Origin of the sequence: Pedobacter lusitanus, from assembly GCF_040026395.1 — a bacterium.
Taxonomy (GTDB): domain Bacteria; phylum Bacteroidota; class Bacteroidia; order Sphingobacteriales; family Sphingobacteriaceae; genus Pedobacter; species Pedobacter lusitanus.
In genome coordinates this window covers 483,293-503,908 of record NZ_CP157278.1, presented here as the reverse complement: position 1 = coordinate 503,908, position 20,616 = coordinate 483,293, and the positions used below count along the sequence as shown (strand labels likewise).

Annotated in this window: 17 protein-coding genes; 8 read left to right on the top strand and 9 right to left on the bottom strand. The window is 38.3% G+C overall.

The window, feature by feature from the left end:
- On the bottom strand, positions 1–981 hold the full coding sequence (locus PL_RS02265; protein ID WP_041880266.1) for a helix-turn-helix domain-containing protein: 981 nt from the start codon (positions 979–981) through the stop codon (positions 1–3).
- Between the two features lie 341 nt (positions 982–1,322).
- On the opposite strand from PL_RS02265, the gene PL_RS02260 reads away from it, so the two are divergent.
- Entirely contained in the window at positions 1,323–3,530 is a 2,208-nt protein-coding gene (locus PL_RS02260) for a tetratricopeptide repeat protein (RefSeq protein WP_041880268.1), read from the top strand.
- 85 nt (positions 3,531–3,615) lie between these two features.
- On the opposite strand, the gene PL_RS02255 is transcribed toward PL_RS02260, so the two are convergent.
- The 3 genes from PL_RS02255 to PL_RS02245 all read right to left on the bottom strand — a co-directional run bounded on the left by PL_RS02255 (position 3,616) and on the right by PL_RS02245 (position 7,617).
- On the bottom strand, positions 3,616–4,974 hold the full coding sequence (locus tag PL_RS02255; RefSeq protein ID WP_041880270.1) for a polymer-forming cytoskeletal protein: 1,359 nt from the start codon (positions 4,972–4,974) through the stop codon (positions 3,616–3,618).
- 138 nt (positions 4,975–5,112) lie between these two features.
- Positions 5,113–6,030 (bottom strand): cation diffusion facilitator family transporter, encoded by a 918-nt coding sequence (locus PL_RS02250; RefSeq protein ID WP_041880271.1) that lies wholly within the window; start codon positions 6,028–6,030, stop codon positions 5,113–5,115.
- 90 nt (positions 6,031–6,120) lie between these two features.
- Entirely contained in the window at positions 6,121–7,617 is a 1,497-nt protein-coding gene (locus tag PL_RS02245; RefSeq protein WP_052496157.1) for a S8 family serine peptidase, read from the bottom strand.
- Between the two features lie 190 nt (positions 7,618–7,807).
- Here PL_RS02245 and PL_RS02240 point away from each other — a divergent pair, with 190 nt between their 5' ends.
- Positions 7,808–7,996 (top strand): hypothetical protein, encoded by a 189-nt coding sequence (locus PL_RS02240; protein WP_041880272.1) that lies wholly within the window; start codon positions 7,808–7,810, stop codon positions 7,994–7,996.
- A gap of 34 nt (positions 7,997–8,030) precedes the next feature.
- Here PL_RS02240 and PL_RS02235 read toward each other — a convergent pair whose 3' ends face one another.
- From PL_RS02235 to PL_RS02220, 4 genes are all read right to left on the bottom strand, one after another.
- Positions 8,031–9,404, bottom strand: a complete 1,374-nt coding sequence (locus PL_RS02235) for an MATE family efflux transporter (RefSeq protein ID WP_041880274.1) — start codon at positions 9,402–9,404, stop codon at positions 8,031–8,033.
- A 32-nt stretch (positions 9,405–9,436) separates the two neighbouring features.
- Positions 9,437–10,069 carry an AlbA family DNA-binding domain-containing protein gene (locus tag PL_RS02230; protein WP_041880276.1) on the bottom strand — a complete coding sequence of 211 codons (633 nt, stop codon included), beginning with the start codon at positions 10,067–10,069 and terminating at the stop codon, positions 9,437–9,439.
- 27 nt (positions 10,070–10,096) lie between these two features.
- Positions 10,097–10,582, bottom strand: coding sequence for a DUF4442 domain-containing protein (locus PL_RS02225; protein WP_041880278.1), 486 nt, complete (start codon positions 10,580–10,582; stop codon positions 10,097–10,099).
- A gap of 112 nt (positions 10,583–10,694) precedes the next feature.
- A complete protein-coding gene (locus tag PL_RS02220; protein WP_041880280.1) occupies positions 10,695–11,345 on the bottom strand; it encodes a DUF6266 family protein in 651 nt (216 codons plus the stop codon).
- 416 nt (positions 11,346–11,761) lie between these two features.
- On the opposite strand from PL_RS02220, the gene hemF reads away from it, so the two are divergent.
- From hemF to PL_RS02200, 4 genes are all read left to right on the top strand, one after another.
- Positions 11,762–12,655 (top strand): oxygen-dependent coproporphyrinogen oxidase, encoded by an 894-nt coding sequence (gene hemF / locus PL_RS02215; RefSeq protein WP_041880282.1) that lies wholly within the window; start codon positions 11,762–11,764, stop codon positions 12,653–12,655.
- Positions 12,656–12,753: 98 nt separating this feature from the next.
- Positions 12,754–15,363, top strand: coding sequence for a DNA gyrase subunit A (gyrA, locus tag PL_RS02210; protein ID WP_041880284.1), 2,610 nt, complete (start codon positions 12,754–12,756; stop codon positions 15,361–15,363).
- A gap of 94 nt (positions 15,364–15,457) precedes the next feature.
- On the top strand, positions 15,458–16,558 hold the full coding sequence (locus PL_RS02205; protein ID WP_041880286.1) for a tetratricopeptide repeat protein: 1,101 nt from the start codon (positions 15,458–15,460) through the stop codon (positions 16,556–16,558).
- 86 nt (positions 16,559–16,644) lie between these two features.
- Positions 16,645–17,790: a tetratricopeptide repeat protein gene (locus PL_RS02200; RefSeq protein ID WP_041880288.1), complete on the top strand. Its 1,146-nt coding sequence runs from the start codon at positions 16,645–16,647 to the stop codon at positions 17,788–17,790.
- Positions 17,791–17,863: 73 nt separating this feature from the next.
- Here the strand turns inward: PL_RS02200 and PL_RS02195 are convergent, their stop codons facing one another.
- Entirely contained in the window at positions 17,864–18,760 is an 897-nt protein-coding gene (locus PL_RS02195) for a DNA/RNA non-specific endonuclease (protein WP_087149068.1), read from the bottom strand.
- 220 nt (positions 18,761–18,980) lie between these two features.
- Between PL_RS02195 and PL_RS02190 the strand changes: the two genes are divergently transcribed.
- Together PL_RS02190 and PL_RS02185 are read left to right on the top strand one after the other, a co-directional pair.
- Complete coding sequence (locus PL_RS02190) at positions 18,981–19,730, top strand: hypothetical protein (protein WP_041880291.1); 750 nt, start codon at positions 18,981–18,983, stop codon at positions 19,728–19,730.
- A 138-nt stretch (positions 19,731–19,868) separates the two neighbouring features.
- A complete protein-coding gene (locus PL_RS02185; protein WP_041880293.1) occupies positions 19,869–20,597 on the top strand; it encodes a M12 family metallopeptidase in 729 nt (242 codons plus the stop codon).
- The last annotated feature ends 19 nt before the right edge of the window (positions 20,598–20,616 follow it).

The window sequence follows — 20,616 nt, the reverse complement described above, 5'->3', positions numbered from 1 at the left end:
TTATAAGCGTGTTAAATATTCCTTAGGCGTAGTGCCATAGGCAGTTCTGAACTGTTCAATTAAATGGGATGAATCTGTGAAATTGAATTGCGCGGCGATCTCACCAATGGTATAATCCCCGGTTTCGAGTATTTCCCTGGCATAAGCAAGTTTGCTGGTTAAAAAGAAAGTATGAGGAGCAGCCCCGGTAATCTTTTTAAATAGCTTTTTATATTTAGTCTCAGACATATTCGCATCTGCAGCCAGCCTGGAGATTCCGGCAAAAGGTGCTGCAATATGCTCAATAAGATAGGCCTGAGAATTAATAATAGCAGCAACATCTTCAGCAACTACCTGTTCAATTATAATTTCCTGGTTTATGGTCTGATCCAGGTAGTCGCTCAGTAAACCATATACGGTGCCCGTTACCATAACCTCATACAATGGCCCGGTAGCCCTGGTATTTCTCAATTCATTCATCAGCCACCATGCCCGGCTGCTCATTCTGTCAAATTTGACAATCGTATTTTGTGCCGGATCAAAAACTGAGTCCAGCACCTGAGCATAATGTTCATTTTTAGAAAAATATGCTTTCAGCGCAGTTTTTTTGATAAAAATAGCCAGCTTGAATGTGGTACAACCCGCTTTAACAATATATTCACCTTCCAGGCTTGCATCAAATACAGCAAGATTACAACCCCATCGGCCGGCCAGTCTTGAAACATCATCCAGAACATGTACCGCATCACCTTCGGTCAGATTAAAATAAACTCCGACAAAATCATCCCGTGTATTCCTTAGCTTATAAATAACGTCTTCATTGTAACTCACATTAATCACAAATACCGTTATATTTTCATTAACCGGAAGAATAAAACGTGTTCCGGGTCTGTCTTCGCCAGGCACAATAATATAATTTCCTTCGGTATAACCACCTAGTTTAGGCGCTATATCTGCAACCCAATCCAGCTCAACACCATATTGATGAATTACTTCTCTCATAAATGACCAGATCTTAAATCTTCGTGTATCTCAAATATACCGAATTATAAAATCCGGAAAGTGCAATAATAAATCAGTTTAAAAACGTTGAATTATCATTATACGCTACAATTCAGCCAGTCATTCCTGAAGTTTAACCGACTGATTTTACAACTGCAATTATTTTATTTTTAAATATATTAAGCTAAACAACGTTCTTTATTTCGTGTAATATTATATTTGCCACTCAATTGAGTCTTTATGCAGGCATACCTGCATATCGCAGCTCATAGGATAATTATATGATGACAACTATACAAGACCTACAATCCATTTATAATCAGGGCGATTTTTCTCAATGCATGGAATCTCTGAGCCCTTTTCTTTTGGTTAATCATGATAGTGTTGAAGGCCTGTTACTGAAAGCCAAATGCGAATACCAGATAGCAAATCTGAACCCTGACCAGGACCGTGACAATACATCACTGTATGCAACAGCTTATGACAGTTTCGAGCACGTCTTAAAACTTCAGCCAACCAACGAAGAGGCCATGCTCTATGCAGCGTATATCAATATTTTTATCACGCAGGTTAATTTACCTGAAGCTCATGTTTACTGTGATATTCTGGCCCTTTCAGAAGACGAAGATACCAGGGTAAAAGCAATTGGCTATCGCCGTCATGTTAACTTTACCCTGGGAAATATAGAACTTGTACTGGAAGATATAGAGCTGATGATTGCGCATTATAAGCCTTTATATCCTCATAACAGAAGCATCCTTGATAAGGAATTAAGCATGCTTTACATGGAAAAGATCAATATCTATCTGTGGCATAAAGAAGATGCTGCCAAAGCATTCCAGGCTTTCCGTGATGGCAAAGCATATCCCCATAATAATTACCTCACCAATAACGCAATTGCCCTGCTTGCCCTTGATCATCAGCAATATGAACTGGCTGGGGAAGCTGCATTTATGGCTTTTAACTATAGTGAGGAAGAACCGACTCAGGAGCTGATAGATCTGTATCACAGAATTACCGGTTTAGGCAGAAAAGACAAATTAAGTAAAATACTGGTTCATAGCTTATTACTTGCATTAAGAAGATTTTCAGCACCACTGGGAGTCGACAAGATGGAAATCCTGAGTCTTTCACTGGATTATATTAAAGTTTATCCGGAATGGGATATTCCATACTATTTTGCCGGTACATTTTTATTTGATGAAAAGAAGTACGAAGAGGCATTACCTTATCTGGAAAAGAGCCTGGAGCGGGGAGGGATGGCCCGCGGATTGCGACGTTATATTGATGCGGTCTGCCGTGTAACAGGTCAGTTGCCAGTTATCAAAAAATGGCCGGAAGATTCTCCTGAGGCTTACTATGATGCAGGTTGTGATTTATACTATGAATCTATACCAAATATCTGGACTGAATTACTGGCTAACGAGTTGCAGGAGCTGAAAATAAAATTCTATGAAAATTCCTATAACCGCTTTTATAATTATTTCTACAATAATACCGGTGAATGCCTGGCTAATGAAATCCATACTTTTGCCAAATGCTGCAACAATTACGGTATAGCCCTTACTGAAAGCGGAGCTTTTGAAAAAGCTGCCGAAGTACATGCTATCGGCTATTCACTGTCTCCCTTCTGGGAACAGCTGAACAGCTGGGGCACAGCACTTAAAGGACTGGAGAAATATGAAGAGGCGATAGAAGTATTCCAGGTAGCCTCTACCTATAGCAGTGATTATCTTTCCTTTCCGAATTACCTCAGACTCAGAGCAGAGGTTCTGGATATAACTTACAGATCAGGTCAGCTGGAGGAAACTCATGAAATCCTGGATGCCATCACAAAGGAATATGATTCTTTCCTTGAAATAAATAAAGGCGAGCTCACAGAAGAACAGCTGTTTGAACTGAGTGAACAATATATTATTATTCAAAATGTCCGCCACGATCTGCTGAGCAAAGGAAGTACTGAAGATGCAATTAAGGCATGGCAGAATGAACTGGTTAAAAATCCGGACGACAACTCTGCCTGGTTTATGCTGATGCAGGAATATTATATCCTTAAGGATTATAATCAGTGTATAGCCTGTGCAGATAATTATCAGGCCGTAAAAAAAGAGGCCATTCAGGCTGCTTCACGCTGTAAAATTCATTATATGCGTGGATTATCTTACATGAGTCTTGGCAATTATGAAAAAGCAATAGAAGATCTGAGATCCCTGATTGAACCTTTAAAAGTAGTTTACCCTAGCGATGAGTATGAATTAAGCAGAGCCTATCTGCATCTGTCAGATTGTTATTTTACACTAAAAAAATGGGATAACTGTAATGAAGTTGCTTATCAGGCTATATTGTGTTATATCAGAAATAACTGGAGCTGGGATGATGAGCTGCTGAAAGTAAAACTGCAATATGCAGATGCTTTATACATAACCGGTTCTAAAGACGGAGCATTAGAGAATGTGAAGAATATTCTTGAAGCCTATCCGGATAACAAAGAAGCACTAAAAAGAAAGAAGGAATGGAAAACAGGATTGTTTTCTTTTCTGAAATTTTAAGTCAGTTATATTGATGATAAATACCCTGTTCACTACTTGTGAACAGGGTATTTGTTTTTCGGCATAGCTGGCCGGTTAAAGATCACTAACCAGCTAAACGATCAATTTTTTGCTGAAATTTCTCTACATATTTACTCCAGGTAAGTTCGTGTTCCGCATTGTTATACAGCTTTTTAGCATACAGATAAACCGCTTCCTGAAAATGAAAACCCCAGATTTCTTCTATAGATTCAATACCCGAATCCAGCGCTTTGAATAGTACTGTTATTTTAGAAACATCAGCCAGCTGACAATATTTATCCAGCCATAATCCACGTCCCAGTTTCACATAATCTATTAGTAATTCTTCTGTGATCAGATGAGGAGGTACAGCCTGCATTTCTGACTCGTTATAATGAATGATTTCTTTGATCAGTTTTGCATCCAGGTAAGCCGGAGGAATGAATGATATACTGGTTTTATGTTGGGCAGCCAGCTCACAAAGCTCGCTGGTTATCATTGATCCGGGAATATATCTGAGATTCATACCACTCTTTTGTATGCCTTGTATACATAGTTCTGCAGTGATGAAGGTATCAGGGAAATGAGGAAAACACACAGACCCGTATTTCCAGTAAGTCTTCTCAAAGAACCGTGCCGATTTAAATAATTCCGGAGTACGCCTTAAATTTCTGAGATGTTTATAAGCTTTTTGCAGCCAGTAAGCCTCATCTTTATACACTAACCGGTTTGATGATGCCAATACATATTCACCTTCATTCAGATCAGCTATTAAATCTTCGAAGGTAAAAACAGGATTGTCTAAAAGCCGGGTGAGATTAGGAGAACATAACCAGTCTTCTCCGGTTTCTTCATCTTCGTAACATTCATTACCCGGAGGGCAATCTCCGGTTTTATCGTTGTAGTAGAACAAACTGGCATTATAACTGGCCAGCGTTGTATAATGATCCTCAATAATCAATATCGGTGATGTAGTGAGCCCGTCACCTTTAAAATACCCGTGATTATAATGACTGATAAATACTTCTTCTGTAGTGATATCACCTTTAATATAGATCACAGATCCGCCAGCCACGATACTCTGGCAGCTTACCTGACCCGTAACCAAAAGAAATGCGCCATAATCTCCTTCTTCATTGAGTATTGATCCCTGTACAGAAAGGTCACCTAAAATAATCAGTCCTTGTATCAGCTCATCAGAATGCCTGGCCTGTAATCCGGGGAACTGTGCGATCCATTTTTTATCATTAGCTGTCCAGCCGCAATCTGTATCCAGTCTCAAATGATCAGTAAAATCAGTATGCCCTTTGCTGATGATAAAGAGAGAATCATCTTCAAATTCTTCATGCTGATAAGGGAAAATGGTTTCCCAGGATTTCGCAAAACTATCAAGAGCCAAAAGCTCTTTAAATGTTATAAAATTAAAATCTGGTTGGTCTGTCATTGGTATTTTGTAGTGTCTTTTATATCCTGCTGCTAACCCCGGATGCAAAATCCTGCATAGCTTTAATCCATTTGCATAATCGTTTTTACATCTTTATGCGGATAAAGGTGCTTTATTTTTTAATATTTAAAAAGGTTGTTAGAATTTAAACTGCCTGGTATATTGCTCTGGCTGGACGATTATAAAACGGATCAGCTTAAATTCTTTTCTGATCTCCGCCTGAATATGGTCAATGGCCTCATTAATCTGATGCGTATCCAGATCATCTTTGAAAGTCACAATCAGCATGAGCAAAACTTCTTCGGGTGACTGATAGGTAGAAACCACAGTCAGTACTTTGACAACACCCGGTACCTGTTCAGTAATAGCCACGAGTTTTTCTCTGGATGCCGGAGATATGCCTTCGCCCAGTAACAGGCTTCTGCTTTCCCTGGCCAGTATCAGTGAAACACCGACTAACAGCAAACCAACCAGTAAAGAAGCTATACCGTCCAGCTCCGGAATATTAAGCCCATGCCCGAGCACCAGACAGATCATGACAATGAATAAGCCTAAGACAGCAGCTCCATCCTCAAAAAGCACCAGAAAACTAGAAGGATCTTTACTTTTGACAATAGCATTCCACCAGGTTTCCTGACCTCTTACTTTGTTAAATGCTTTAGCGGCGATAATTAAGGATGTCCCTTCAAAAACCACGCATAAACTCAATACTACATAATTCCAGGTCGGATTTCCAAGAGGTTCCGGATTTGCAATATGAATGATTCCCTGGTAAATGGAGATTCCGCCACCCAGACCAAAAATCAGAATTGAGACGATAAATGAATAGAAGTAAAGCTCCTTACCATACCCGAAGGGGCGCAAAGCATCAGCAGGTTTTTTACTCCTTTTGAGTCCAAACAAGAGTAAAAGCTGATTTACTGTATCCACCAGAGAATGTATTCCTTCAGAAATCATAGAAGCGCTGTTACTAAACGCGCCAGCTATAAATTTTGTAATGGCAATAAGCAGATTTGCTGCCAGGGCACTATAGATTGATGCTTTTTGATTGGCCATGTATTAATATTCACTCAAACCACATACCACAAACGGGGGCAAATTAAAAAAATAATTTACCCCCGTCAGCAGAGCAGGTCATATGAATAACTATCCGCCTGCAATAATACTAATCGATTTGCTTGCAGCAAGAGAAGCAATTGCGGCTTTAATATTAGGTAGTGGTCCAATATGTCCGCCTGCACCTTGCGGTGTACCAGTTTTAATAAGCAATTCTCTCATCTCTTTTGGAGTCAATACCTGGCCAGTTCTGGACTTATACCAGGATTGAATAGCAATGACTGCAGATGCGACAATAGGTGTTGCTGAAGATGTTCCGGAAAAATCTTTAGTATACTGAGCATTTGGACCGCCATTGTATAAAGAAGTGTAACCCGTACTGGCCACAGACCAGTCTCCCCATCCCTGTACATGTACAGAACTTCCATAAGTCGAAAAAGACGCCTTATCACGTTTTGATTTGGTGCCTGCACCAACTATAATAGCCCCATTATCTCCCCGGTCTCTGTAGGCTTTGTAAGCATTGTCATCCAGATTCTGGTTTCCATTCCCTGCGGCCGCTACTATGATGATACCTGAATTTGCTGCTTCTTTAGTAATATCCCATACGGCCTGGTTATAATCTGCCGGAACATATTGCCCGCTTGGACCGGACGTCTGCATTTCATATAAAAAGACGTCACCACGACGAAGTCTTTTAATACCAGCAGCAATACCTCCGGCACGCCCTTTAACACGTTCGGATATCACATAACAACTATCAGCCCCGTAAACCATCCCGGTTACCCCAAAAGAGTTATTTTGTGCCATTAATATACCAATAACACTGGTACCATGATCTTTATACTGATCATCAGGAGGGGATAGGACCTCTATGGCACTGGTGTTGACCAGGTCTTCATGGTTTTTATTATATCCCCATTCGATGTCAGCGATTCTGATACCTGAACCAGTAACACCGATTGACCATGCGTATTCTGCATCTATCCCGCGGACATCTGTTCCACTGAGATCTACATCTTTCTTGTAATACTGCCATCCTGTAAAGTCTGGTGTAGGTGGTGGTGGTGGTATTACCGGCTCCAGTACAGCATATTCCACCACAGCCAGTTTTTCAAACTCATTAGCCAGGTCTAATACAGCCTGCGGGCTTAATGCAGTTGCTTCTTTTACATAAACTAATCCTCTCAGTGAGGAACTATTAAATCCATTGGCAACAGTACTTCCAGTTTTTTCCTGATTTACAACGACATTATTGTTATTTCCAGGTTCAGCAGGGAATACTGCTTCGTAAGTAAATGAGTTAACATCTTTGTTCGTATGATCTAAGGACATCGTAGTAACAGCCTTTTCTTTATTCAGAAAAACAGGTTTATTTCTGCTGACTTCCTGAATTTCATCTGCTTTGAATTTTACCAGTAACCGATATTGATCCACACCAGGAATCAAATGGTTCTGTCCTTTAAGATTTGTTTTTGTCTGGTTTGCTGGATTTGACCCTGGTTCCGGGGTCGGTTGAACTGCTTTTGTACATGCTCCCAAAAGACAGACACATACAATTGCAATTAGAATCAGGAAATTCTTCATAATGTAGTTGCTTAATAATTTAATTGGTTAATTAGGTTCGGGGTAAATAAAAGATTTACACTTAACTTAAAGGTAAGTTATTCATTAATAAATCATTATAATTTTACACAACCAACATTTACATAGAGGCGAATTTCATTTATATAGAGGTGAATATCATTTTACACTTAATTCAGCGTTATATTATCATATGAAAACATTATGGATGATTATCATCATCGCTGCAATTACGGGCTGCCACGATAAGCCAAAGGCTTACGATGAAAGCCGCGAACTAATTCCCGATCCTGAAGGTTATCAGAAAGACACCATTATCCAAAGCACCAAAGATTCGGCTTTGGTTTCAGATACGCTGATAAAGAAAAAAAAGAGCCTCTGAAAAAGCAGACCGGACGCGATTGGCTATTGCCGGTCTAAACTACAGACTCAGCTGCCGGAATAAACATTCTTGTTCTTTTTTGAAATCTGAAAAACAGTAAAACCGAAGCAGTAAGCAGACCGAATGTCAAACCGTACCAGATTCCATATACACCCATTTCAAGTTTGATACCCAGCAGGTAACCTAATGGAATACCAATGATCCAGTAAGCAATAAAAGTAATCACAGTTGGAATATTTACGTCACCCAGGCCACGTAAAACACCTAAACCAACCACCTGAGTACCATCAAATAACTGGAAGAAACCAGCAATAATCAGCAATTGCGCAGCAATATTAATTACAGCCATATCTTCAGTATAGATATAAGGTAAAATATGATTTGCACAAACAAAAACTACCGCAGTAATTCCCATAAATGCAGCAACAGTATGGTAACTGGCAATAGCCGATCTTCTCAGATCAAGGAAGTTCTTTTTGCCCAGGTTGTTTCCTGTTTTAATCGTTGCTGCAGAGGCGATACCACTGGCCAGCATATAGGTTACCGAAGCCAGGTTAATCGCGACCTGGTGAGCAGCCTGTTCTATAGCACCAATTGTACCAATCAGGATAGCCGCACCACTGAACGCACTGATTTCAAAAGAATACTGCAGCGCAACGGGAGCACCTATTTTTAAGATTTTTATACTTCTTACTTTATCAATAAAGTTAAACTTAAAGTTTTGCAGATAGATCTTAAAGTTCTTGGAATTAAACACATAAATCCCCATCACAGTAGCCATCAGTATCCTGTCGACCAATGTACTTACGCCTACACCCTTAACGCCCATAGGCGCGATGCCAAACATCCCTTTTACAAGAATTACCCCCAGGATAACATTAATCAGGTTTCCCCAGATAGAAATAAACATAGCCTGCTTGGTAAAACCCAGTCCTTCGGCAAACTGCTTGAAAGTCTGGAAAATCATTAATGGAATGATAGAAAAACTCAGGTATCCCAAATAGGGCTTTGCATAGGTAACCACTTCGGGAGATTGTCCCATATGATCAATAGCCAGTAAAGTTCCAAAATGTACAAGCATATACAGCAATATCCCCATCACGATATTAATCAGCAGGCTGTTTGATAATAAATAACCGCATTCCTTATAGTTTTTTCTGCCGTTTTCCTGCGCAATAAGCGGGGTCAGCCCATAGGAAATCCCCATACCTAAAACAAGAATCAGCATAAAAAGACTGTTAACCAGGGATACGGCAGCCAGTTGAATAGTTCCGGCAAAATGCCCGACAATCACACTATCGGCAAGATGCACAATAGTATGGCCCAGCTGGGATACCACTATAGGCATGGCCAGTCTGAGATTGTCTGAATAATAGGGCTTGTATTTTGCGTAAAAGGAACTGAACATAACAAATAGGATTGAAATATTCAAAGGTACGCCTATTTAGGCGTTGTCATGGTAAAATATTCTTCTTTTTCGGAACTATTAGGTTGGATGAGATCGGCAAGAATAAAGCTGACCAGTATTTTTTGTGCTTTCTGATTGGAGATTTTTGTCAGTTTACTAAACTGTTTTAATGTAATCCGGCCTTCTTCATCTAAAAACTTCAGCAGCATGCGTTCCTGTTCTGTATATTTAATCAGCTGACCGCTATGGGTGTTTTCTTTTTTCAATACGTCTACGATAATTTTACTAGCCAGTATACTCTTGTCATTTACACGGAAATATACCCACCATTTTTTGTTCTCATCCAGCGCATAATGTGGTTTGGTATCACTTTGGGCGATTTTAGCCACCAAAACCAGTTTATTGTCTATATATATTTCTTCAAATTCCGGCTCAATTGCAGGCTTGCAAAACTGATGGGCCGATTTGGTAATCATATATCTTTCTTCTTCTTCTGATTTCACCCCTTTGATGCTGCCATCATCGGCCACGCCAATCAGTAATTGTCCTCCTTTATTATTGGCAAATGCAACCAGGCTTTTTGCAATTTTTTCATAGTTGTTGATCGTCTTTTTAAAATCCAGTGTTGTTCCTTCTCCTTGTAAAATAAGTTTCCTGATATTCATTTTTAGAGGTTTTAACAGACATTCTTTTTAATAAGCTACCGGGCCATTTTCGCCACTGTGCAGGTTTCTGACATAAACCTCGTTCATTACTGTGGCGCAAATTTCACCATCACTGTTTTTAATTTCCATCGGGTACGCTTTGACAAACTTACCAGTTGTATTTAAGGCTTCTACAGCTTCATTTAACATTTCATCAGTAATGATAATGGTAAAGAAAAGGGCAGAACGGCCTGGTTTAAGATACTGAATACTTGCACTTTTTAACCATACTCTTACTTTAAATCCTTCGCGCTGCAAAAGCTGATCAAACAGCAATGCATAAAAAGGATCTGTAGCAGCATATATCGTTCCACCAAAGATAGAACCGTTGTAATTTTTATTGAAAAGACTTTTGTAAATTTTGACATCCGCGCCCCTGAATCCTTTATGGAATTTTTTGACCCAAATGCGCTGAAATAGAAGTGGGGGGTAAAAACACAAGCCCCATTTAAGTGTTTTTTCTGATACTATCATGAGCTTTAAATATCAGAAAGATTATTGGAATCTTTATATTAAAAAAAATCCAATCCGGGATAAACGCCGTAACACATCAAAAACCAGATCAGCTTTGATGAGCTCAGAATCTTCAGTTGATAAATCTGCCGCAATACACACTTTTGGAGACCTCATCACTAATGACATCTTTAAAAGCTATAAATACTTCATAAGTGTTCTTTTTGATGTAAAAAGGATCCAGATAAACAGCGTCTTTTAATTCGTCTCTGCGTGCACCACTGTAATTGATCAGAAGGCGCCCGTAAGTTTTACTGTATAACAGGATCATAGCTCTGTCATTTGGATTCCCCTCTGCTGTCTTATCCTTGTCCCAGGTGAAATTAAAGGAGTTTTTTGTTACCGTAACTTTTACATTTTCAGGTTTAATACGCGGACCGTCGGCTACCAGAATCGTATCCCAGTTGATCTCCTGATCAGGGAATTCGCCTTTAATACCTGTCAGCATATTTGCAGATTTGGCTGCATTGTTTGCTGTAATATTCCGGTCTGTGGCTATTTGCTTAAAGCCAACTCTTAAAAACGGGGCAACCGCATTTAAAAAAGGACTTAATACCTTCATTTTATTGGCCTGAGCCTGCTGTGGAACAGTCCTTGGTCTTTTTTTACGGGGTTTGGTGGGTAATGAACGTGCGCACACCTTGTTCTTCCAGGTGTAAATAACGACGTTTCCGATTTTTCCTCTGATTCCTGCCAGTACGGTGCCTTCCTGTATAATTGCCATAATAGATCTGATTGATGTTACAATATAGGTCAGATAATATTCAGAAATTATAGTTATAAGTGTTTAAATAATGAATTCTCTATGTATTATCCGGACTTTATTCGAAGCAAACTGAATGATGTTTGTAAAGCCTGTGAATAGAGTCTGAATGATGTCTGAACAAGATAGCTATACAGCCCTTATTATCAATAGCTTACAGCGATGTATATTCGCTGTTTTTTTACTGCTTTTTTGGAATTTTTTCGCTATTGAAATAGAATTAATTCCAGATATACTTGATAAAAACCGCCATTAATTATGCTGTAAAAACCGCTGACAAGGATCTTTTTTCCTGCAAAAAGCAGACTAAGCGCTTGTAACAATTATAACAATGTGTTATATAAAGCCTAACTTTGGCCCTTTATACACAAGGAACAATGTTTAAAGATCAAGTTGTAGAAGCCTATAAAAAAATTCAGGATCAGATTAGCCAGGGCCTGGCGCTGACAGATGGTAAAGGAGAATTTGAAGAAGAAATCTGGACCAGAGAGGGTGGAGGCGGTGGCCGTACCCGCGTTTTTCAGCATGGAAATGTCATTGAAAAGGGTGGAGTTAATTTCTCTGCTGTATATGGCAAACTACCAGAAGCCGTAAAAAATGCATTCAAAGTCGATAACGATGAGTTTTTTGCTACCGGTGTTTCTATCGTAATTCATCCATCCAATCCTTTTGTACCTATTATTCATATGAACATCCGTTATTTTGAAATGGATGAACAGACCAGATGGTTTGGAGGCGGTATAGATTTAACTCCGCATTATGTGATAGATAATGATGTCCGTTTTTTTCATCACTTACTTAAAAAAACCTGTGATGAAGCTGATGCTTCGTTTTATCCGAAATTTAAAAAACAGGCAGATGATTATTTCTTTATTAAACACAGGGAAGAAACCCGTGGAGTGGGCGGCATATTTTACGACAGACTAAAACCCGAAAATACCGGTCTTGACTGGGATCAGTTATTCAATTTTTCTATTGCTGTAGGTAATTCTTTCCTTCCGGCTTATACCGAGCTGATTGAAAGAAACAGAAACACTGCTTTTACAGCTGCTGAACAGGAGTGGCAGGCGGTAAGAAGAAGCCGTTATGCTGAATTTAATCTGGTCTATGATTCGGGTACAAAGTTCGGTTTGGAAACAAACGGAAGAATCGAATCTATCCTAATGAGCTTACCACCAATGGCAAAGTGGATATATAACCACCAACCTGCGGAAAACAGTCCAGAGGCTGCAACTCTGACCAAGTTAATAAAAGGTATAGACTGGGCTTAATTTTTTTCCACAATGCGCTTAAACGGCAATATTTTCTTAAATTCGCAAGGTTATAACATTACCTTATTTAAATCGTTTTTAACGAACATCAATATTTTATGGCAGAAGATTTAGAAAATCAGGAAAACGACAAAATAATTAGAATTGATATTGACGAGCAGATGAAGTCTGCCTACATCGATTATTCGATGTCTGTTATTGTATCAAGGGCGTTACCTGATGTACGCGATGGATTAAAACCTGTACACCGTCGTGTACTTTACGGGATGCTTGATCTTGGTTTGGCTAATAACAAGCCTTACAAGAAATCAGCCCGTATTGTTGGAGAAGTACTGGGTAAGTATCACCCGCATGGTGATTCATCAGTATATATGACTATGGTCCGGATGGCACAGCCCTGGAGCTTACGTTATTTACTGGTAGACGGACAGGGTAACTTTGGATCTGTCGATGGTGACTCTCCGGCTGCAATGCGTTATACTGAGGCGAGATTCCAGAAGATTGCTGAAGATATGCTTGCTGATATTAACAAAGACACTGTAGATTTTCAGTTGAACTTTGATGACTCTTTAAAAGAGCCGACAGTGCTTCCGGCAAAAGTACCACAACTATTAATTAATGGTGCTTCGGGTATTGCGGTAGGTATGGCAACCAATATGCCTCCTCACAATATTACGGAAGTAATCAACGCGACTATCGCATATATTGAAAATACAGAAATCACTATCCCTGAATTAATGAAATTCGTAAAAGGTCCTGATTTTCCTACAGGAGCAATAATTTACGGATACAACGGAGTTCAGGATGCTTTTGAAACCGGCAGAGGACGTATCGTTATGCGTGCCAAAGCTGAGATTGAGACGCATAAAGACCGCGAAACTATTATCGTTACCGAGATCCCTTATCAGGTAAATAAATCAATGATGATTGAGCGTACTGCTGAATTAGTCGGAGAGAAGAAAATAGAAGGTATCTCTAATATCAAGGATGAGTCCAATAAAGATGGTATCCGTATCGTTTATGAAATTAAACGTGATGCGAATGCTTCAATCGTATTGAATAACCTGTTCAAACAAACTGCTTTACAAACTTCATTTAGTGTAAATAATATCGCTTTGGTGAATGGCAGACCTCAGATGCTGAATCTGAAAGATCTGATCAGACACTTTGTGGATCACAGACACAATGTAATTGTACGCCGTACTAAATTTGAACTGGACGAGGCACAGAAACGTGCACATATTCTTGAAGGTTTATTAATTGCTTTAGACCATCTGGATGAAGTCATTAAATTAATCAGAGAATCAAATACTCCGGATGAAGCGAGAGTTGGTTTAATGGAGAAATTCGGTCTGAGTGATATTCAGGCAAGAGCTATCCTGGATATGACACTGCGTCGTTTAACAGGACTGGAAAGAGATAAGATTAAAGAAGAATTCAATGAGTTGATGAAAACGATTGAATATTTACAATCTATTTTAGCTGACGAAGGTCTTAGAATGCAGATTATCAAGGATGAGCTGGCTGAAATGGTAGAGAAGTACGGCGATGAGCGCAGAACTACTATCGTTCACTCTGCTGAAGATATGAGCATGGAAGACTTTATCGAAGATGAAGAAGTTGTCATCACGATCTCTCATGAAGGCTATATCAAACGTACACCTGCAACTGAATACCGTACACAGGCCAGAGGTGGTAAAGGATCTAAAGGAAGTGATTCAAGAAATGAAGATTTTATTGAGCATTTACTGATTGCGTCTAACCACAACTATATGTTGTTCTTTACTGAAACAGGCCGTTGTTTCTGGTTAAGGGTATACGAAATTCCTGAAGGTTCAAGACTGAGTAAAGGAAGAGCAATCCAGAATATTATCAATATTCCTAAAGAAGAGAAAATCAAGGCCTACATTAAGGTTAAGAATCTGAAAGATCAGGAATATCTGGAGAACAATTATATTATCATGTGTACCAAAAAGGGAACGATTAAGAAAACTTCTCTGGAAGCTTATTCAAGACCAAGGGTAAATGGTATCAATGCAATTAATATTAATGAAGGTGATCAGTTACTGGAAGCCAGCTTAACAAGCGGATCAAGTGAAATCATCATGGCATTACGCTCTGGACGTGCTATCAGATTCAATGAGGCTACGGTAAGACCAATGGGCAGAACAGCTACCGGAGTTAGAGGTGTTACGTTAGGTCATGCAGAAGATGAAGTTGTTGGCATGATTGCTGTTGATGATCCATCAGCAACAGTAATGGTAGTTTCTGAAAAAGGTTACGGAAAACGTACCAATGTGGAAGATTACCGTGTAACTAACCGTGGTGGTAAGGGTGTAAAAACGATTACTATTACAGAGAAAACCGGTGATTTAATTGCGATTAAAGCTGTAACTGATGCTGATGATTTAATGATTATCAATAAATCAGGAATCGTTATCAGAATTGTATTAAGTCAGCTTAGGGTAATTGGAAGAGCAACTCAGGGTGTTCGTCTGATTAATCTGAAAGGTAATGACTCTATTGCATCTGTTGCGAAGATTGAACATGAAGATGATCCTGAAGAAGAAGTTTCTGAAGATCTTCTGGTAGTGGATCCGGCTGACGTACTTCCTGAAGAAGGTGGTGCTGATGAAGAGGAAACTGAAGAAGAGGAAGAAACAGATGAAGAAGGTGAAGATGATGCCGAAGAGACTGAAGAAAACTAATTATAAATTAAATTAAAAACAGATCCAATAAACTCTGCAGCTTAAACATTTGTTGATTCTGCAGAGTTTATGTTCATTAAAACCAATTTACAATATGAAAAAAGTAGTTTTAAGTATGCTTTTAGTAGGTGCTGCCACCTATGCAAGTGCTCAGAAGAGTGAAGTTTCAAAAGCAAAAAACACCTGGGCATTAGCAAGTTTATCTAACAATAAATCTTTAGATGTAACATTAAAATCTCTTGAAGAAGGATTAAAGGCTACTGATAATGCTATCGCAAATGAAAAATCTAAAGATATGCCTGAAGCATGGTCTTACAGAGCGTTATTTGCTTCAAAAATTTCTTTTGTTGATTCTTTAAACGTAGCTAATGCTATCGCTAAAGATAAAATTGCTGAAGAAGCAATCACAAAAGCTAAAGAATTAGATACTAAAGGCGGAGAAAAAGAAAACATTAAAGAGGCTGAACAGACTTTGTCAAATGCTTTAAGAAACAGAGCAATTTTTGCTTACAATAAAAAGGATTATAAATCTGCATTACAGTTTTTTAATGAAGTAACTGCTAAAAATCCACAGGATACTTCTACTTATGTAAATGCAGGTGTTACTGCCAAACAAATTCCTGATTATGCCGAAATGGTTAAAAACTTCAAAAAAGCTATTGATTTAGGTTCTAAAGATTCTGAATCTTTATACAGTGAAATTATCTCTACTACATTCTCTACAGTAAAAGATACTGTTGCCGGTGCAGCTTTATTAGAGGCAGCAATTGCTAAATTCCCTGAAAATTCATACTTCACAGGAATGCAGACTGACCTTTATATTAAACAAGGTAATATTGCTAAATCACAGGAATCTTTGAACAAATTAATTGCTAAAGACGGTAAAAATGCATCATACCAGTATGCTATGGGTGATACTTACTATAAACAGGCTTTAGACTTACAGGGAAAAAGAAACAAAATTGACCCTAAAAAGAAAAAAGAATTTGATGAAGTAACTGCAAAAATGAAAGGCTTTATTGATCAGGCTTTACCTTACTACAAAAAAGCATACGAACTTGATCCAAAAATGACTTCTGCTTTAGAAAACTTAAAAGTTATCTATGCTTTTAAAGATGATAAAGTAAATTATGAGGCTACTAAGAAATTATTAGATGCACAAAACGGAGCACCTGCTGCTGCACCTAAAAAATAATTCTTAATCAATTGATATTAAAAGAGGGATAAATTTTATCCCTCTTTTTTTTTATATAAATTTGTAGCTAAGCCCAATGATATAAGATGATGAAGAAACGATATATATTTGCAGTTACTATTTTAATGATCAGTTCCAGTTCTGCATTTTCCCAAAAAACGCAGTTATATATTGCAAGGAACAGTGTCGGAAAACTTCAGGCAGCCCTTTCCAATAAACAGGATCAGAAAACCCAGCTGGCTATACTGAGCGAGGGGATAAAGGCAGCAGAAGCAGCCGAGAAAGATAGGGAAACAAAAAAATGGCCTGAAACCTGGGCTATCAAATCATACTTAAGCTCTTATATCGCTATTATTGATCCCACTCAGGATAATTCTGATAAATATTATGATCTGGCTATTAATGCTATAGATTCTGCTAAAAGATTTGACAAATTTGAAGATAATTCAGGCTTGATTAAGGCTTCAAGTTATAATGTAAACATTAAAAAACAGCAAAAGGGAAAATCTGCTTATCAGGCTAAAGATTTTGCAGCAGCATTTAAATATCTGAAAGAAGTCAGTGACTTTTTCCCGAAGGATACTATTCTGGCTGTAAATGCAGCCTTAAGTGCCGAAGGCATCAAGAATGAGGATGAGGCATTGAATTATTACAAACGTGCTAAAGATAATGGCATTACCAATCCTGTTGTATTTCAGCGTATGGCTGATATTTATAAAGGAAAACTGGATAATGAGCTGGCTATAAAAACCATTCAGGATGGTTTGATCAGTAATCCATATAATGATTTACTGAATAATGATTATATCAACCTGCTACTGGATACAGAGAAATATACTGAAGCCAGACAGGTTATTGAAAATACTTTAAAAGTAGAGACCAGAAGTAAACTTTTATATTTCCTTTATGGTTACCTGCATCAGAAGAACACAAATATGGGAACTGCAGAGCTGGCCTATAATAAAGCACTGGATATAGACCGTAATTATTTCGACGCGCTGTATCAGTTAGGCCTGGTTTACATTAATCTGAGTAATGATGCACTTACGGCTTCAAAAAAAGATATTCCGGCATTTACCTCTAATCTGAATCGTGCTGAAGTTATTTTATCACAGGCTCATCAGGTTAATCGTAAAGACAAATCAACAATTAAGCTGTTGATTGAAATATACACCCGTAAAAACAGATTTGACAGAGCCCAGGAGCTGAAAGCTCAGTTAGAGGAATTCTAAAAGGAGAGGAGTTCAAACAAAAAGCCTCAGAAATCTTATGGTTTCTGAGGCTTTTTGTTTTTTACAAATGAGCTTAGTTCAGGTTATCAACCTTTTTCTTTAGCACTGCTGCAATCGTAGATGATACGCTGGTAAAGAATTTATATCCTGTTGCTTTTTCTATATCTGCTACAGAGGTTCTGTATTTTTTCCAGTCCTTATCGATACTATTTTGGTTTGGGGTATTAATAGCGATGACCCTGGTATCTTTATCAATCCTTGTCAGATCTTTTTTACCATCAGCAAGTACGACTACAATTTTCCATACATTTGCCGGTACGGTTACATTACCGCCATCAATAGTATTTGTTGTACCTCCGTTTTTTCCTGTTCCGCCTTTTCCGTAAGATCCGCAAATTACATAAACCTCTTTACCATCCTTTACTAATGCACGGCTGTAATCTTCCAAACCTTTCCAGGTTTGCTGATTGTTGTATGGAGCCTGAGGAATCATATTGCTCATTAAGAAGGTGGATGAATTGGCTGATTTAGATGACGTCCGGTCTCCTGAGGGGCAGTTATGCCCTTTGTCAAAACCAGTATTGGTATAACTGCCTGGTTTAACATTGTACCAGCCGGATAATAAGTCAGCATCACTCCTGAAATCATCCGAACGATCAGTGGTCCCCAGATCAGATGACTGAATATGCCAGCTCACCCAGTTTGGCGTCCCTTTACCGGAATTATAAGATAATGCAAAATAAGTTTTGTCCATCAGGTAATTGTTTCCTTCTACTGAACTGGCTTTCGCATCACTTGGGTTACCCAGCAGCAGGTTGCTATCGTCAGCAGATGTCGACAGGCTGTTTACAGCTAATACATTTGGGGTAGATTCTGTCTGGTCCGGCTGCATCGTCTGTTCCTTTTTACAGGAGGCCAGCATCATACAGCATAAACCTGCCAGGTACAGCGGTTTCATTAAGTTTTTCATGGTATCAGATTTTAATTTTATTCAGGAAAATTAACAAGTCTGTTTCAGCGAATTATCAAAATCAGGAAGCTTAATCAAAGCATTATCATTCCTTTACATTGAAGGAGATACTTAAAGGAAATTAAGGCTTGCTTATAGCTATATTTTAATATTTAAATAATCTTATCATAACTGGAAATATGTTTTATTTGTGATACATAACTACTTATAAAAACATAATATGAAAAAAAGATTAACATCGACCATGTCCCTGTTCGGAAAGGGCATTTTATCACTGTTCGTTTTACAGGGATTAATTATTCTGATGATTTTAATGGTACAATCCTGTAAAAAGGATGCTCAACCAAACCAGGGTATCCAGGAAAAAGAATTAGCCATAAACAATTTCAGGAGTTCACTGCAAAAAGAGCAGCCAAATATTAATCAAATACTCAGTAGCGTAAATCAGCAAAAAAACAATAGCGCAATTGCCGGAACGGAAAGTACGACTGATGAAATCAGTGATGCGCAGTTTTCTGCACAGCAACTGGAACAGATGAAATCTACGTTCAAACCTATTACAGAGAACTCTATTCAGTTATTATCTGCTTATGGAATCTCTAAAGAGGACCTGACAACTCAGTTTGATTCTTTAGACGATTCAAGAATTGCCCTGGTTGCCTTACTGGTTTATGATATTGATCAGCAATCAAAGACACAACCTGATCAGACTGCTGCTGTATTAAATTTGATTACAACACCAGCTTACGCGTTTGACTTTAACAAATTAAGTGACTGTATCCTTAAACAAATTGCCGGAAAAGCCGGGAAGGCTGCAATTCAGGAATTAATTAAGCACAAAGGAGCGAAGCTGACCAAAGATCTTATCATCACTATCTTAAAGGTTGTTGGTAAAAAATCTATTCCATTTGTCGGTTGGGCATCGACTGCAATAGATGCAGCAAAGATCATCTATTGTTACAATAAATAACTTCTCCTGTTTTGGTTTTCTTTATTTAATAAGATAAAATATCAATTTATACCACGGTTAAATCATTGTTAATGTAATAATAAATTGGTTTAGCAAATGAAATTTTATCTTAGAAATACACTACTAGAAAAACATGATATGAAAAGGAAATTTGAATTATTAGCAATAGTATTAATTGTGATATGCTTTGTTGCTTGTAAAAAAGAAAAGCAACCTGCTGAAGGTATTGGATCAAAAACAACAACAGATGGAGCCATATCTGGTGTTAATGCCCAATGGCCACAAAATTCTAACATAAAGATTGCATTTCTAAACGGAACTCAGGAGCAGCAGGATTATGTAAAAGAAGCTGTAAAGGTATGGCAGGATCAGATTAATGTATCGCTGGTTTTTCAGAATTCACTAGGCGGATCAGATGTAAGAATATCTTTTGACTCAAGTACAGGAAGTGGATGGAGTTATGTTGGGTATAAGGATAATAAAGGTATCAAAGACACATTGAAAGCTACAATGGCCTTATTTAAAACATTAGGGTCAAAAGAAAAAAATGGGGAGCCGGTAGGAACTTATCACCTTGCTACAGTAAGACATGAATTTGGGCATATGCTGGGATTAATTCATGAGCAGCTTAGGGCGGATAGCGATGTCAAATGGAATGATCAGTTAAATATTGGTGGAAGACCAATAGACTCAACTTCTTTTGCTCAATATATAAAGTCTCCTTATGACAAAAAATCCATCATGCATTATTCAGTATCAGCAAAGTATACAAAAGACAGTATTGCTATTCCCGGATACTTATATGATCTTAAAGGTGAGCTTTCTCAAACAGACAAAGATTTTATCAGCAGCATTTATCCACGATAATAATTGCATTATCTGATTT

Bases quoted from the DNA above. Each gene is read 5' to 3' on its own strand.
- PL_RS02265 (WP_041880266.1), bottom strand. From the start codon at position 981: ATGAGAGAAGTAATTCATCAATATGGTGTTGAGCTGGATTGGGTTGCA.
- PL_RS02260 (WP_041880268.1), top strand. From the start codon at position 1,323: ATGGAATCTCTGAGCCCTTTTCTTTTGGTTAATCATGATAGTGTTGAA.
- PL_RS02255 (WP_041880270.1), bottom strand. From the start codon at position 4,974: ATGACAGACCAACCAGATTTTAATTTTATAACATTTAAAGAGCTTTTG.
- PL_RS02250 (WP_041880271.1), bottom strand. From the start codon at position 6,030: ATGGCCAATCAAAAAGCATCAATCTATAGTGCCCTGGCAGCAAATCTG.
- PL_RS02245 (WP_052496157.1), bottom strand. From the start codon at position 7,617: ATGAAGAATTTCCTGATTCTAATTGCAATTGTATGTGTCTGTCTTTTG.
- PL_RS02240 (WP_041880272.1), top strand. From the start codon at position 7,808: ATGAAAACATTATGGATGATTATCATCATCGCTGCAATTACGGGCTGC.
- PL_RS02235 (WP_041880274.1), bottom strand. From the start codon at position 9,404: ATGTTCAGTTCCTTTTACGCAAAATACAAGCCCTATTATTCAGACAAT.
- PL_RS02230 (WP_041880276.1), bottom strand. From the start codon at position 10,069: ATGAATATCAGGAAACTTATTTTACAAGGAGAAGGAACAACACTGGAT.
- PL_RS02225 (WP_041880278.1), bottom strand. From the start codon at position 10,582: ATGATAGTATCAGAAAAAACACTTAAATGGGGCTTGTGTTTTTACCCC.
- PL_RS02220 (WP_041880280.1), bottom strand. From the start codon at position 11,345: ATGGCAATTATACAGGAAGGCACCGTACTGGCAGGAATCAGAGGAAAA.
- hemF (WP_041880282.1), top strand. From the start codon at position 11,762: ATGTTTAAAGATCAAGTTGTAGAAGCCTATAAAAAAATTCAGGATCAG.
- gyrA (WP_041880284.1), top strand. From the start codon at position 12,754: ATGGCAGAAGATTTAGAAAATCAGGAAAACGACAAAATAATTAGAATT.
- PL_RS02205 (WP_041880286.1), top strand. From the start codon at position 15,458: ATGAAAAAAGTAGTTTTAAGTATGCTTTTAGTAGGTGCTGCCACCTAT.
- PL_RS02200 (WP_041880288.1), top strand. From the start codon at position 16,645: ATGATGAAGAAACGATATATATTTGCAGTTACTATTTTAATGATCAGT.
- PL_RS02195 (WP_087149068.1), bottom strand. From the start codon at position 18,760: ATGAAAAACTTAATGAAACCGCTGTACCTGGCAGGTTTATGCTGTATG.
- PL_RS02190 (WP_041880291.1), top strand. From the start codon at position 18,981: ATGAAAAAAAGATTAACATCGACCATGTCCCTGTTCGGAAAGGGCATT.
- PL_RS02185 (WP_041880293.1), top strand. From the start codon at position 19,869: ATGAAAAGGAAATTTGAATTATTAGCAATAGTATTAATTGTGATATGC.